Genomic DNA, 13,923 nt, shown 5'->3' with positions numbered 1-13,923 from the left:
GCAGCATCTCTGCTTTTTAATTATTCAGTTGTAACACATGTATTGTAATCCTACATAAGAAATCTGCATGCATAAAAAATCCCCTTGAAAATCCCGCCAAAACTGATTAAACTAATACCATGAAAATACGATACAAGGAAACGCTGGATGGATGCTGCATCCAGCGTTGTTACGGTTTGGACGGGATCGTGGAGATTCCGGAGGAGATTGATGGAAAAAAGGTGACGGAGCTGGACAGCTATGTGTTCTCGGAGACTGTTCGGGGGAGAAGTGCGCCGCCGGGAGAATATATGGGAGAGCCTGAGCTTTCCGGGACAGACGTGGAGGAACTGGTACTTCCGGAGCATGTGAGGAAAGTGGGAGCTTATGCCTTCTATAACTGCTACAGGCTTAAGGCGCTTTCCTGCCGCAGTACGGTAAGGGACTGGGGAGCCGGCGTGTTTACCGGGTGCAGCGGGATCGAGAGGCTGGATATCCGCATGATCAGCGGAGAAAAGTCCTGCTTTCAGGAGATCCTGGCAGAGCTGCGCCAGACCCTGGAGGTGAATTACAGGGACAGTGAGGGGAAGCTTTTGGCCAGGCTCATTTTCCCGGAGTTCTTTGAGGAGTCGGTGGAGAATACGCCGGCCCGCATTATCATGCGGGAAATGCATGGTTGCGGTCACATGTACCGATACTGCTTTGACAACAGCGGCTTTGTGTTCCGGGAGTACGATGCCCTGTTTCCCCATGTGCAGGTCCAGGAAAAGCCGGAGCTTGTGACAAGGCTTGCGCTTTACCGTTTGTACTGGCCCTGGGGGCTGGGAGAGCAGGCAGAGGAGGCTTACTGGGCTTATGTGAGAACATATGCAGGGGAAAGCGCGGCAGGCCTTATAACAAGAGGAGAGACAGAGCTTCTTTGCAGGATGGCTTATGCAGAACAGCTGGATCGCACCGCCCTGGAGAATATGATAAAAAGCGCCGGAGGGCTGGGGGACGCTGAGGCCCTGGCTCTCCTCATGGATGCAAAGCACAGCCGGTTTGGAGGAGCGGGGAAGCGGGAGCGCAGGCGCACCTTTGAGCTGTAGGAAGAAAATGTACTCTTGGAATCTTCCTTGCACCCATCTTTGCAGCTGTTCTTTTGTCGGCTGTATCCGGCCTTCATCCATGTACGCGCCGCGTATGCCGCATAAAGGTGGACACAGCTGGCGGAAAATCATTTCGCAGATCCGGGTACAAAGAGATTATGAGAGCATATGAAATAATACTGGAGGATAAAACATGTCAGAGAAAACAAGAGGACAGGAATTAGAAGAAAAGCTTACATGGTCCTTTCCGCATATCGGAAGGGATGCAGTGGAGCAGAGCCTGGAGGCATCGGGCTACTGCGAGGGCTACAAGGCATTTTTAAATGCAGGGAAGACAGAGAGGGAATGTGTAAAGGAAGCCGTAAAAATGCTCACAGCGGCAGGATATGTGCCCTTTGACAGGACGGCTTCCTATGAGCCGGGAAGCAAGGTATATTATGTCAATCGCGGCAAGTCCCTGATCGCTACCACCTTTGGTACAAAGCCTTTGACAGAGGGTGTGCGAATCAACGGAGCCCATATTGATTCCCCAAGGCTGGATCTGAAGCCCAATCCCCTTTATGAGAAAGAGGAGATCGCATTTTTCAAGACCCACTACTACGGCGGCATCCGCAAATACCAGTGGGGCACCATTCCGCTGGCGATCCATGGAGTGGTAGTGAAGAAGGATGGGGAGACCATAGAGCTGTCTATTGGAGAAAAGGAAAATGATCCCGTATTCTGTGTGACAGACCTTCTGCCCCATTTGTCAGCAAAGCAGAATGAGCGCCCCTTAAAGGACGGCTTAAAGGGCGAGGAATTGAATGTGGTGGTGGGCTCTCTGCCCTTCCAGGACGAGAAGGTAAAGGAGCCTGTAAAGCTTCTGGCCCTCTCCATTCTTCATGAGCGGTTCGGCATCACGGAGAAGGATTTCTACCGGGCAGAGATCGAGGTGGTGCCTGCCACCAAGGCAAGAGATGTGGGACTGGATCGAAGCCTCATCGGAGCCTATGGGCAGGATGACCGGGTATGCGCCTACACAGCCATCACGGCGGAGAGGGACACAAAGCTTCCTTCCTACACCACCGTGACAGTGCTTGCAGATAAGGAGGAGATCGGCTCTGAGGGCAATACGGGCTTAAACTCTGACTTTGTCCTTCACTATATAGAAGATTTGGCTGATATGGCGGGTGTAAAGGTGCGGGACGTGCTGAGAGCTTCCCTGTGCCTGTCCTCTGACGTCAATGCTGCCTATGATCCCAACTTCCCGGATGTGTACGAGGGCCGCAATTCCAGCTATATCAACAAGGGCTGCGTTCTCACAAAATACACGGGGGCCAGGGGAAAGTCAGGCTCCAACGATGCCAGCGCAGAGACCATGGCCAAGGTCATCTCCATTATGGAGGAGGCAGGGGTTTACTGGCAGGCCGGAGAGCTGGGCGCTGTGGATGCAGGAGGCGGCGGAACCATTGCGAAGCTGGTAGCCCATATGGATGTGGATACGGTGGATCTGGGTGTGCCCATCCTGTGCATGCATTCTCCCTTTGAGCTTGCGTCAAAGATGGATGTATACAATACATATAAGGCCTTTCAGGCATTTTATAAATGATTGAAAAATCAATGAAATTTATGGAAAGTCTTTTTTTTCAAAGACTTGTATGGTATAACTATGTACAACGCACGCATTTGGGGACTCTCCGGGCGCGCGAAATGAGGAAAGAGAAAAGGGAAATGATATTATGAAGAAAACAGCAATGATTTTTTTATGCGGTTTAGCTGTCCTGTCCATGATGACCGGCTGCTCTGGCAGCGCTGGAGATGGCGCAAATGAAAACCTGGGTACCGTTACCCTGGCAGAGTACAAGGGAGTAAAGGTAAATGTCCCTGTTCCTGAGGTGACGGATGAGGAGGTTGACCTGCGTGTACAGAGCGCCCTGCGGGCAAACCCGGAAGAGGTCGAGGTAGACCGTGCTGCTGCAGAGGGCGATGTTGTCAATATTGACTTTAAGGGCATTCATGAAGGCGAGGCATTCGAAGGAGGTTCTGGTGAAGGCCAGGATCTGGAGCTGGGCTCCTCTACCATGATCGATGGCTTTGAAGACGGCATCATCGGAATGAAGAAGGGGGAGACAAAGGATTTAAATCTGACATTCCCTGAGGATTACAGAGAGTCCTTCCTGGCAGGACAGGAGGTTGTATTTGAGATCAAGGTAAATGCGGTGAAGGAGAAAAAGGACGCTGTTCTGGACGATGCATTTATCCAGAGGATCTCTGATTACAGTACCGTAGCGGAGTATGAGGACAGCATCCGCTCCAGCCTGTTAAAGCAGAAGGAGGACAGCGCCAACCTTCAGATCCAGCAGTCCGTACTGCAGAGCGTTCTGGACAACTCCCAGTTCAAGCTTTCTAAGAATGCACTGTCCAAGCGCTACAATGCAAGGCTGAAGCAGTACGAGGAGCAGGCAAAGATGTACGGCATGAGCCTGACCCAGATGGCCCAGGCCAATGGCATGGATGTTCCGGCCCTGAAGGAATCCATCTATGCCTCTGTGGAGGATGATGCAAGGAGCCAGCTGGCATTAGACACCATTGCCGCCCAGGAGGGCATTACACTGACCGAGGAGGACAAGGAGGAGTTTGCCGGACTGAGCGGAATGACAGCCGAGGATGCAGCCAATATGTACGGACAGGAGACAATGGACACCATGGCTCTCAACTATAAAATAATGAAGTTTTTATCTGACAACGCAGTCAATGAGGCCGGCGAAGCCCCGGCAGAGGCAGAAGCAGCTAAATAATAGAAAACTCAAAAGAAAAGGGGGAAAACAGGTACATGCAGCTTTTAAAAGACAGGATCCGAAAGGACGGTAAGATCAAGACCGGAAACGTTTTAAAGGTGGACAGTTTTTTGAACCATCAGATGGATATCAAGCTGTTTGGAGAGATCGGCAAGGAATTTAAGCGCAGGTTTGCCGATGTAGAGGTGAATAAGATTCTCACGATTGAGGCGTCAGGAATTGGAATTGCATGTATTGTAGCCCAGTATTTCGATGTACCCGTTGTCTTTGCAAAGAAGACACAGACAAAGAACATTGCAGGAGAGGTCTATACCACCAAGGTGGAGTCCTTTACCCATGGCCGGGTATATGACATCATTGTTTCCAAAGAATTTCTGGGAGCCGGGGATAAAGTGCTCCTGATCGATGATTTTCTGGCAAATGGGAAGGCCTTAGAGGGCCTGGCGGCTCTGGTGAGAGACTCCGGGGCAGAGCTTGTGGGAGCAGGAGTGGTGATCGAGAAGGGCTTCCAGGTAGGAGGAGATCTTCTGCGTTCCGAAGGCATCCGGCTGGAGTCTCTGGCGATCGTGGAGAGTATGGACGAGGAGACACAGAGCATTGTGTTCAGAGATGATGAGTAACAGGACAAAAGCATTATTTTATGATATTGACGGAACCCTCCTGTCTGAGAAGACGGGGAGGGTTCCTGACACTGCAAAGGAAGCGCTGGCAGAAGCCAGGAAAAGAGGACATCTTGTGTTCATCAATACAGGCCGCGTGTATTTCTATCTGGAGCAGATACGGTCTCAGGTGGAGGCTGACGGATATCTCTGCGGCTGCGGCACCTGTATTATTGTGGATGGAAAGGTATTATACAGGAACCGCATTCCCCATGAGCGCTGCATGCAGATCAAGAGGGATGTTGATGAGTGCGGTATGGACGGAGCGCTGGAATCAACGGAAGGAATTTATTACCACAGGAGCATTTCGCGGATCCCGGCGGTGGAGGCCTTAAAGGAAACTGTACGCAGGACAGGAGGAGAAGGGGCTTATGCCTGGGAGGATGAAGAGTCCGACTTTGACAAGATGTATATAGGCTCTGACGCTCAGAGCAGGACAAGAGAGCTTTTTGGCCGGTTAAAGGATATGGACATTATTGACAGGGGAAGAGGCTTTTACGAGTGCGTGCCCAGAGGCCATTCAAAGGCGACAGCCATCGACCTGGTGTTAAAGCATTATGGCATCTCCCTGGATGACGCCTATGTATTTGGTGACAGCAGCAATGACCTCTCCATGTTTCAGTTTGCCAGGAACTGCGTGCTCATGGGTAAACACAGCCCGGTTCTGGAGCCCTATGCCACCTTCGAGACAAAGACAGTGGAGGAGGACGGCATTGCCTATGCCATGAAGGAACTGGGGATCATATAAAGGCATCACATGACTGACATTGTAAATCCGCAGAAGAGAGAAAGCTGACCTGAATGAAGAAAAAGATTTGGATGATTAGCGCCCTGATATATGCCATGGTGTTTCTGGTGTGTTTCGGGGTGCTGTTTGTTTTAAAAAAGTGGACAGAGACAGATGGACAGAGGACGGAGATTTCCTCAGAGTATGGCGGGGAAGAAGCCGGAACCGCATCAGGAGCGGGTGCTGTTACTCCGATTACTGGTACTTTGGCTTCGGCTTCCGATGCCGCGGCTTCTCCGGCAGATGTGATGGCCTCTCCCTCCGATGCTGCGTTTTCTCCCGATACCAAACTAGGAGAAGACGGCATCCCCGGCAGTCATGCAGCCAAAAACACTTATGGAAAAAAGGGCTACAGCGGCTGGAAAAAGGAACTTGAAAATATCTGGGAGCCGGATAGCGCCGGGCAGGCCTATACCCCTCCAAGGATCATACTTGCCACGGACCTCCACTACCAGAGTGCCAAGGCGGGGGACGGAGGAAAGGCATTCCAGCGTTTTGTGGAGTATTGTGACGGAAAGGTGGTCCGGTATCTGCCGGAGCTTCTGGATGCCTTTCTGGATGAGGTGATAAAAGACCATCCTTCTGCTCTTGTGCTGAGCGGGGATATCACCATGAATGGGGAGCGCATGAATCATGAGGAGCTCTCAGAAGGGCTTAAAAGGGTGCAGGATGCCGGGATCCAGGTACTTGTCATTCCGGGAAACCATGACATTAACAATGGCAATGCCGCTGTTTATTTTGGCGATGTGAGCAAAGGAACGGACTCCGTGAGCCCGGAGGAGTTCCTTGACCTGTACCGGGACTACGGATACCGCCAGGCACTGAGCAGGGATGAGGCTTCCTTAAGCTATGTCTATGCCTTGGACGAGAAAAACTGGCTCCTGATGCTGGACTCCTGCCAGTATGAGCCGGAAAATCTGGTAGAGGGGAGGATAAGACCGGAAACCCTGACATGGGCAGAAAAGCAGCTGATAAAGGCAAAGGAGGATGGGATCTTTGTTATTCCCATTGCCCATCACAATCTTTTGGCCCAAAGCCGCATGTACACGACCCAGTGCGCCATGGAAAATAATGGCGAAGTGATCGGCCTGCTCCAGAAGTATGAGCTCCCCTTATTTTTCAGCGGTCATCTCCATGTTCAGAGAATACGGAAGCACAAGGCGGAGCCGGGAGAGCCGGAGGAAGCCTACGGAATACAGGAGATCATCACAGACGCCATAAGCATCCCGCCCTGCCAGTACGGAGAGCTGGTGTGGAAGGAGGACGGAAGCCTGGAATACGCCACAAGGGCGGTAGATGTATCTGCCTGGGCAAGAAAGACAGGGAGTACGGATGAGAATCTTTTGGAGTTTGAAGCCTGGTCCTATGAGTATATCAGATCCCTCATAAGCGCCCAGATACGCCGCCAGCTAAGAAGCCTGGGAGAGGAGATCGAGCAGTCCATGTCCTCTTTATACGCAGGCGTATACATGGATTACTATGCAGGGAGAAAGATCGATTTAAAGGAAATACAATCTGCAAAGGGCTACAGGTGGTGGAAGCGGAACATGCCTGACAGCGCCCTTCTGCGGGAGCTGGAGGCCATGGCGGCAGACGCTGACAGGGATAATAATTATTTCCTGCTTCCGTAGGGATCAGGCTGGGAACGGTAGTAGGCCAGCATCAGATCTACCATCCGTCCATAGCTCTGCACTCCATCCTTCTGGCTGTGTACCTTTAGGTAGCGGTCATTGAGCTCCGTGGAGGCCTCGGCGACAGGGCCTTCAAAGCTGTCCCAGAAAGCATTGTTCCATGCGAGATCCTCCAGGGCCTCAGGGGGCAGCTGTCCGTAAAGGCGGACGTAGCCCTCCCAGTCAGCCTTGGCCAGGGCGTTCCCGGCGTAGACCCAGCCGGTCAGATAGCCGCTGTAGCGAAAGTCAGGGGAGGAGGAGCCTGCACAGGCCAGATAGCCGATAAAGTTGGCTTCATCCTCCCGCATGTAGCCCTTTAAGTGGGACAGCTCGTGGCAGATGGTATGGGGGATGTTGTAGTAGGGCATCTCCCTGTTGTAGTTTGCTTCAATGGTAAAGGGCGAATAGATGCCGCAGAGCTGCTGCACAGACAGCAGCCTGGAATTTACCAGGGGCTTCGGATCGGGATACCAGCCTGCAAGCTGGGGATAGAGCCTTCCTAAACCACTCATGGCTTCACGGCCCAGCTTTCCCATCTCTCTCAGATAAAAGGCGGGAGGCGCAGGTGTCTCTGAAGTCTGACCGGGATAAGGGGTGATGGGGCTGTAGTCCAGGGAGCCTTCAGGGCGGTTTTTCAGAGCCATGGCGCTCTCATTGATCTGTCCCACCAGATATTCGCAGAGCTGGTAAAGCTCCTCCGGAGAGGAGGGGGACATTGAAAACCCGGCTTCATAGGAGAAGGGATTCCGGTAATAATTGATCCCACAGTTGACCGTAAAGACAAAGAATAACAAGGATATCAGAAAAAAGGCCCTGGACAGAAAGACGCCCCCGCAAAAGGACAACAAAAAACCAATTTTGCGCATCAGCGTGGAAGGGCCTGCGGAAAATCCGCAGGCCCTTCTTTTTGCGCACGTCAAAAAAGGGCGAAAACAGCCGGTTAACTGTCCTCGCCCCCGCTCTTTGAGAAGTGCTGCGAAAAACGATCTCTCGATATGGGTTAAGCTCCAGCCGTATATGGGGAAAATGAGGGCATGTGGTGTTCCATATGCCCTCATTTTGACCTATGCTTCACAAAAACAACTTCCGGAATTTGGATACAGTTAAATTGCAGTGATGCAAATATTGTTGTGGCTTTTTCTATCCGCTTGTGGTATGTTGTCTTGCTACAAGGGGGTAGGATAATATGCGCAATACACTGAAACTGCTGTATGATAGATTTTATAAACCTGTGCCCATGGCAGAAGCTGAACAGGAAATTGAAGTTTGCCACCGTCAGCTCATCGAGCGACTGGAAAAACCGGAGAGAAAACTGGTGCTGCGGATCATGGATACCCAGAATCTAATGGCAGAAGAGCGCTCCATGGACAGTTTCCTCTGTGGCTTTCACCTGGCTTTGGAAATGGCAAACGAATTGAATTGCTATAAACAGGACAGGCAGTCATTGCCAGCTGAAGAAGATGAGACAGATGCCGGTTCTGATGATTGTAACAGGAAGCAGTAGGCATTTAGCACATCTCACCTATACACCTGCCAGGTATATCTCGATGAGAGCCTCCTCCACACTGCTCTCCCGGCGACGATACCGCTCAATAATAGCGGTCTCAAAGGATATCCCCTTGAGCTTGGGCACCTTGAGGGTGACATCCCCGGAAGTGGTGGTGAGGTTGCGGCTGTAGTGGCCGCTGCGGCAGCCCTGGCGCTGTTCATTGCGCTCGTACCGGGCTGCCTGGGTCAACTTCTCTACTTCGGCCTCCATCTGCTTTTCTCCTTGTCTCAAAAGAAGTGAAACGCAAGTAAAAAGAAGCGCTCAAAATAAAATGAGCGCTTCCTTACGATTAAATGGAAATTTTCTTGGATATTAGTACATCCAATTTTTCAATGATTTCTTTCTGACTATTTTGTACTGATATAAACTTTTGGGCAATCTCCTTTTGAAGTGAAAGGCTAATATTTCCTTTACTATCGACAGGAATTGGTACCATAATGTCGCTTAACATCGAAGGATATAGTTTCGTAAATTCATCTTCTCCGTTATCGCCTTTTCGACCTTTAGCCAGCTCCCGGAATATGGGTTCCAAAGTAAATTTCATATAATCGAAGTCCAAATCTTGACGCCCGTTTTTAGGAACCAGGATTCCACGATCTCCGTTAACAGAAAATTTACCATCCAGAATAAGAATCGTACCTGCAAATCCATTTGTTGACCATGTCATATAACGACCATCATAATCGTAGGTATCTAAATGGGTCAATGTCCCTTGACTTGATGCCGAGTAGACAGGGTAGGGGCCTGAGTGTAGGTTCCCGTATTTTTTGGTGTACTTTGACTTTCCTTTAATAGTGTCAAATAGGTCACTCAAAGGCAAATATTCAATCGCATATTCGTCACAATTCGGCACAATAGAAACCTGTGAGAGATTTGCAATTTGTTCAACAACAGTTTCTTTGGTTTGTTCCAAAGTTACATAACCTGCGGCGATTTCTTTTTGCTTTTCAAGCCAAGGCTCTCCGTTATGGTCTACCGGAACAGCAAATTTTACAGATTGAATCATAAATGGTGGTAGCGATGTGTACTCATTTTCGCCATTATCGCCTTGCCGCCCTTTTTTAAGCTCTCTAAAAATAGGTTCCAAGGTATATTTTGCGTACTCCAGGTCTATATTTGTGTCTTTCAGCAGGAGTATTCCACGGTGGTTGGTTGCGGAAAAAGGTGATCTGTGAATCATCATGTAGCCCGCTAAACCATCTATTGCCCATGTCAATGCCGGAACATTATAATCATAGGAATCGATCTGAGCAAATGGTCCAAATGTGTTGCCAGAATATAATGGATACTCACCAGTGTGTTCATGTACATAGCTTCGAGTATATTTTCCGTCGCCACGAACAATATCAAACACCTGGGTAATGGGGATTTCTAAAAACTGAAGGCCCTCATCGTTTTTTTTTTCAACTTCAGCCAATGGTTCATCAAGTTCAGACAATGTGTTAATCGTATCAGCAAGTAAAACTCTAAAGTCATTTACTCCGATTGTCTTGGATTCTTCCTCAATACCAAGAGCCTGCCGTTCTTCGTGATTCCACCATCGTTCCACGCACCAATGAGTTCCGTTATAAAAGTCATCAATGCTCGAAATTTTGCATCTCTGATCACCAATCATGTTCAATGTGTTGGCAAAGCTCGTTTTCGCACCCTTGAACATATTAAAAAGATCAGATGCAACCTGCAAATCATTTTGATCGATGTCAAAACGGTACACATCACGAGTTTCTCCAATTTCCGAACACAAATAGGTAAATACTGGGGAGGTTTGGCGTTGAAGAGTAGGCACACCATCCACCATAACAGGTGCTTTTTTTGTCAGAGCAAGAATGTAAGTTTTTTTGTTAGTTGTGAAGAAAGTGTTTAACGGAAGAGAGATGACAGCATCAATTTCACATTGCTCCAATATGAAGTCACGGAGCTTTTTGTCGTTACTGCGGTTCATAATACCATCAGGCACGACAATAAACGCTTTTCCATTTGGTTTGAGGGCACGAATAATCCATTCCATGAACAAACCCTCGATGCCCATTGCGCTTACAGAAAAGTATTTCTTGAGTGTATCATCCTTGGAAATCTCTTCCTTCAAATTACTGCTTCCGCTCATAACATAAGGCGGATTCGTTAAAATCAGATCATACTGCTCATGTACAGGCTTTGCCAAGGTTCCAAGAATCGAGTTGGTCTGAAGCAAAAATGTGTCGTTAAAAAGTATAGCAAATTTATCTGTCATTTCTGGATGCTCTCGGAGCAAACCAGACATATAAATCAGCATATTTGCTTTAGCGAGAATGATTGTTTTTTGTTCGTCCTTATCAAATCCTTTGTCAAAACCACTCAGCGTAATTTGAGGCTTTAACTCTCCATCCTCCACTTTATAGAATCGGTGCAAATCGTGAAGAATCGGTTCAAGCAAGAATTTTCCAACGCCACACGCCGGATCGCAAATCTTCATACCCGGAGTGATGTCTATCATATTGACAATAGCTCGAACTACCTTCAAGGGTGTAAAGTATTGACCCCAATTTTTCTTACTGATTGATTCTTTCAAGAAAGTTTCAAACAGCTTGCTTTTGAAGTCGTAGTCTATGTTCTCTAAAGTCCCAAAATCATTAAAACGCTTAAGAATTTTGTGGAAAACAGTCGCATATCCAGAAACAGCCTTGTCATCTTTGGATACAAAAATTGTACCATTGATAATGGTAGTTTTGTCCTTCGGATTGCCAGGAAAAAGAGCTTTAATCTTTACTCGTACCGTGGAAGCATAATATTCAAGTACCTCATTCTCATTATTGCCAGAGTATTTTCCAAGCAAATCATAGAATGAATACATTCCCTTCAAAACACCTAAATCACTAAGGTACTTGAAGATAAAAATCTCAACAAAGGTGTACAAACAATTTTCAGGCGTCGCTCCTGAAACAGCCCATAAATCTTGCCATACTTTTTCGGCCAGAGGCAGAGGATCAACAGACGCGGCAGCCTTGATTTGATTATTAGTAGCATTAATAGAGGCTCGAATCTTATTGATGAGGGTAATACACTCTGTACTACTCTTGTCAAAATTTAATGTAATGCGGCTACCATCTTCCTGTAGAATTTCTTGACCGGTAGCAGGGTTAATCCAAAAAGTTTTTTTGCCGTCAGTAACAATGTAAACTTTTGCCTGCAATATCTGGGCTGTCCCAATTTCTTGTGCAATAGCTTTAGCAATCTGCTTTTCGGTTCGCAACTCCTGAGGGGTTTTATACTCGATAGCTGCGATAATAATTGGCTTTTTAACAATTAAGGCATCCGGCTTTTTTCCCTCATATGCCTCATAGTCTTTATCGGGAATAATCTTCGCTCCTTTAAGAGCTTTTAATGTAGTAGCGCCAATATTGTAGAAATTCCAATCGCCCATTTTTTCAGGAGCTTCTATCAAATTACGCTGAATCAGTTCTTCACTCAATGGTATCTGCTCCTTCCTGCCCCGTACTGGTGGCGTTTAGATAGGCATCTATGTCATCTTTACGGATGCGCCAGCTTCTACTTCCTACTTTGGAAGCAACAAGTTCCTTAGAGGCAATCATTCGCCGTACCGTTTTATCGCATACTTTCAAATATTCAGCCGCTTGAGCAACTGTAAATAGTTCGTCTGCCATAACACATTCACCCCATTTTGTCAAGTATATCATTATTTTTTGTGGGGTGCAATATATTTGGGGAAATTTTGTGAATCTATCAAACTCAAATAGACAATAGTGGATTTAGTTGGACAATTTTCGTTTTCGATTGTCCAAAAATTTTTTCTTTTTAGAAGATTAATAGACGAGATAAACCATTGACATGCTCATTTTAAACATAAGGACTGAACCAATTTAATTTAGGGTAGCGGGTTTGCCGTTAAATTCTTACGTGATGCTTTACCACAAGCTGTTCCAGAATGGTTACCTCAGCCTTATGGAGAGTCGGAAGGATTTTCATATAGGCTAATTTTAACCAAGGTATTGACTTGCCTCCAGCGGTGAAACGCCCGCCCTGAAGGGCGGGCGTTTCACGCAAGCATAGCGTTTTGATGTCAAAACGCGCTTGCAGGGGAAACCCCTGTCCCCAATGCCGCCTTCGGGCGGAACTTTCCGGCAAGGTTGCCGAAAAGTTTTCGGAAGATGTTCCACGCAAGATCGGGGTTGACAAAATTGTCAAACCCGATCTCATTTGAACATTTGGCAATTCTGGCGGCAGTCCATTGCGCTGAAAATCGGGTTCGGCAACCTTGCCGGACCCGATTTTCACCTGCATCAGGGTGTCGTTTTTAACAATAGGCTGTCTACACTGTGGGGTACTAAACTATACATTATAATCCGTACAAGGGTGTCCATGTTAGCACCCTGGAGGTCAAGAAATCCAGGGCAGGGTGCATCATGAGACCCCCATTTTTCTTTTTTAATGCGGACACAGACTGTCCGCATTATCTGTTAGGATGGGTGCGAGAACCGGGGATGGCCCTGGAGCCGTCTCCCGAGAGGAGGAGCAACATGAACACACAAACACACCGCACCTGCATCCGGATGAGCCAGGAGGAATACGACCTGCTGAAAGAAAAAAGCAGGGCTGCCGGACTGTCCGCCAACGCCTGGCTGATGAGAGAGCTGGAGCGAAACCGCCCCATGCGCTACCGGGAGGAGGAGACGAGAGCGACCATCGCCTTTGCGGATGAGGCTGGCCGGGACATCAACGCCGTGGCCAGGGCATTCAACAGTGGCTGCGGCACCGCCCAGCATCTGGACTTGGCCCTCCACCGCCTGGTCCAGGTGGTGGAACGGTTCTGGCAAGTGCGAAAGCTGGGGTACCCCTATGCGGCATAAACGCAGGCCACGCCCACCTATGCGGGACAACAGCTGTTCTCTGTCCGTCCGCATGACGGAGGAGCAGTACCAGCGGCTGTGCCGCTATCTGGCCATCACCAGACTGCCGGTCACAACTTATTTCCGCAAGCTGATCAAGGAGGCCACGATCCACGCCCGAATGCCCAGGCAGAAGATAGATCCGCACCCCGCCGTAAACCATATCTACTCCAACATCCGGCAGATCGCCCGCTGTCCAAGGGCCAGAGAACTTGCCCCGGAGCAGATCGCGCAGCTGGAGTTTCTGGCGGACAAGCTCTGTGAGGAGTGCTTTCTTCTCTCCACTCAACAATAGCCCCCTGTAAGGCCACTGGAGGCCCCGTGTGGCCGCGCATCCCCCAGGAGGGGTAGGCAGGCCACTAGGGAGAAACTGGGCGCTTTCAGCCGAATCGTCAGGAGCGTCACTTTTATGTCACAGGAGCAGAAAATCGCCTTTGACAATAGTGTCAAAGGCGATCCGCGGGAGGAGCGGAATATACCACAGAGCCGGGAGACCGCTTTTGATGAAATCACCAAAAGCGCTGCCCAGGA

Annotated in this window: 13 protein-coding genes and 2 pseudogenes; 10 read left to right on the top strand and 5 right to left on the bottom strand. The window is 48.9% G+C overall.

What is annotated here, in order from left to right; genetic code table 11:
• Nucleotides 1-119: 119 nt before the first annotated feature.
• The 6 genes from LIZ87_RS16180 (at nucleotide 120) to LIZ87_RS16155 (ending at nucleotide 6,921) form a co-directional block, all read left to right on the top strand.
• Nucleotides 120-1,067, top strand: coding sequence for a leucine-rich repeat protein (locus tag LIZ87_RS16180; RefSeq protein WP_227148417.1), 948 nt, complete (start codon nucleotides 120-122; stop codon nucleotides 1,065-1,067).
• A 193-nt stretch (nucleotides 1,068-1,260) separates the two neighbouring features.
• Nucleotides 1,261-2,655 carry an aminopeptidase gene (locus LIZ87_RS16175; RefSeq protein WP_227148415.1) on the top strand — a complete coding sequence of 465 codons (1,395 nt, stop codon included), beginning with the start codon at nucleotides 1,261-1,263 and terminating at the stop codon, nucleotides 2,653-2,655.
• A gap of 130 nt (nucleotides 2,656-2,785) precedes the next feature.
• Entirely contained in the window at nucleotides 2,786-3,844 is a 1,059-nt protein-coding gene (tig, locus tag LIZ87_RS16170) for a trigger factor (RefSeq protein ID WP_227148413.1), read from the top strand.
• A gap of 35 nt (nucleotides 3,845-3,879) precedes the next feature.
• Nucleotides 3,880-4,464 carry a xanthine phosphoribosyltransferase gene (locus LIZ87_RS16165; protein ID WP_227148411.1) on the top strand — a complete coding sequence of 195 codons (585 nt, stop codon included), beginning with the start codon at nucleotides 3,880-3,882 and terminating at the stop codon, nucleotides 4,462-4,464.
• Nucleotides 4,442-5,251 carry an HAD family hydrolase gene (locus LIZ87_RS16160; protein WP_178317407.1) on the top strand — a complete coding sequence of 270 codons (810 nt, stop codon included), beginning with the start codon at nucleotides 4,442-4,444 and terminating at the stop codon, nucleotides 5,249-5,251. The genes LIZ87_RS16165 and LIZ87_RS16160 overlap by 23 nt, the downstream gene beginning before the upstream one ends.
• Nucleotides 5,252-5,304: 53 nt before the next feature.
• Nucleotides 5,305-6,921, top strand: coding sequence for a metallophosphoesterase (locus LIZ87_RS16155; protein WP_178317406.1), 1,617 nt, complete (start codon nucleotides 5,305-5,307; stop codon nucleotides 6,919-6,921).
• Here the strand turns inward: LIZ87_RS16155 and LIZ87_RS16150 are convergent.
• Nucleotides 6,903-7,781, bottom strand: a pseudogene (locus LIZ87_RS16150) (DUF3810 domain-containing protein); the annotation flags it as partial. The gene LIZ87_RS16155 and the pseudogene LIZ87_RS16150 overlap by 19 nt on opposite strands.
• On the opposite strand from LIZ87_RS16150, the gene LIZ87_RS16145 reads away from it, so the two are divergent.
• Entirely contained in the window at nucleotides 7,729-8,067 is a 339-nt protein-coding gene (locus LIZ87_RS16145) for a hypothetical protein (RefSeq protein ID WP_227148418.1), read from the top strand. The pseudogene LIZ87_RS16150 and the gene LIZ87_RS16145 overlap by 53 nt on opposite strands.
• A 130-nt stretch (nucleotides 8,068-8,197) precedes the next feature.
• The gene (locus LIZ87_RS16140; RefSeq protein ID WP_227148409.1) at nucleotides 8,198-8,464 is read left to right on the top strand and encodes a DUF6809 family protein; all 267 of its coding nucleotides are present in this window, start codon (nucleotides 8,198-8,200) and stop codon (nucleotides 8,462-8,464) included.
• A gap of 21 nt (nucleotides 8,465-8,485) precedes the next feature.
• Here LIZ87_RS16140 and LIZ87_RS16135 read toward each other — a convergent pair.
• The 4 genes and pseudogenes from LIZ87_RS16135 to LIZ87_RS16120 all read right to left on the bottom strand — a co-directional run.
• A pseudogene (locus LIZ87_RS16135) lies at nucleotides 8,486-8,719 on the bottom strand (transposase); the annotation flags it as partial.
• Between the two features lie 79 nt (nucleotides 8,720-8,798).
• A complete protein-coding gene (locus tag LIZ87_RS16130; protein WP_227148407.1) occupies nucleotides 8,799-11,957 on the bottom strand; it encodes an N-6 DNA methylase in 3,159 nt (1,052 codons plus the stop codon).
• The gene (locus LIZ87_RS16125) at nucleotides 11,950-12,150 is read right to left on the bottom strand and encodes a helix-turn-helix domain-containing protein (RefSeq protein WP_195451378.1); all 201 of its coding nucleotides are present in this window, start codon (nucleotides 12,148-12,150) and stop codon (nucleotides 11,950-11,952) included. Before LIZ87_RS16125 ends, LIZ87_RS16130 begins: the two co-directional genes overlap by 8 nt.
• A 241-nt stretch (nucleotides 12,151-12,391) precedes the next feature.
• Nucleotides 12,392-12,787: a hypothetical protein gene (locus tag LIZ87_RS16120; protein ID WP_227148405.1), complete on the bottom strand. Its 396-nt coding sequence runs from the start codon at nucleotides 12,785-12,787 to the stop codon at nucleotides 12,392-12,394.
• A gap of 236 nt (nucleotides 12,788-13,023) precedes the next feature.
• Here LIZ87_RS16120 and LIZ87_RS16115 point away from each other — a divergent pair, with 236 nt between their 5' ends.
• Both LIZ87_RS16115 and LIZ87_RS16110 read left to right on the top strand, forming a co-directional pair.
• Nucleotides 13,024-13,353, top strand: a complete 330-nt coding sequence (locus LIZ87_RS16115; RefSeq protein ID WP_227148404.1) for a plasmid mobilization protein — start codon at nucleotides 13,024-13,026, stop codon at nucleotides 13,351-13,353.
• Nucleotides 13,354-13,372: 19 nt separating this feature from the next.
• Nucleotides 13,373-13,687: a hypothetical protein gene (locus LIZ87_RS16110; RefSeq protein WP_227148402.1), complete on the top strand. Its 315-nt coding sequence runs from the start codon at nucleotides 13,373-13,375 to the stop codon at nucleotides 13,685-13,687.
• Nucleotides 13,688-13,923: the final 236 nt, after the last annotated feature.

The organism is Lacrimispora sp. 210928-DFI.3.58, assembly GCF_020554865.1.
Lineage (GTDB): Bacteria > Bacillota > Clostridia > Lachnospirales > Lachnospiraceae > Enterocloster.
This window is presented reverse-complemented; position numbering and strand designations above follow the sequence as displayed.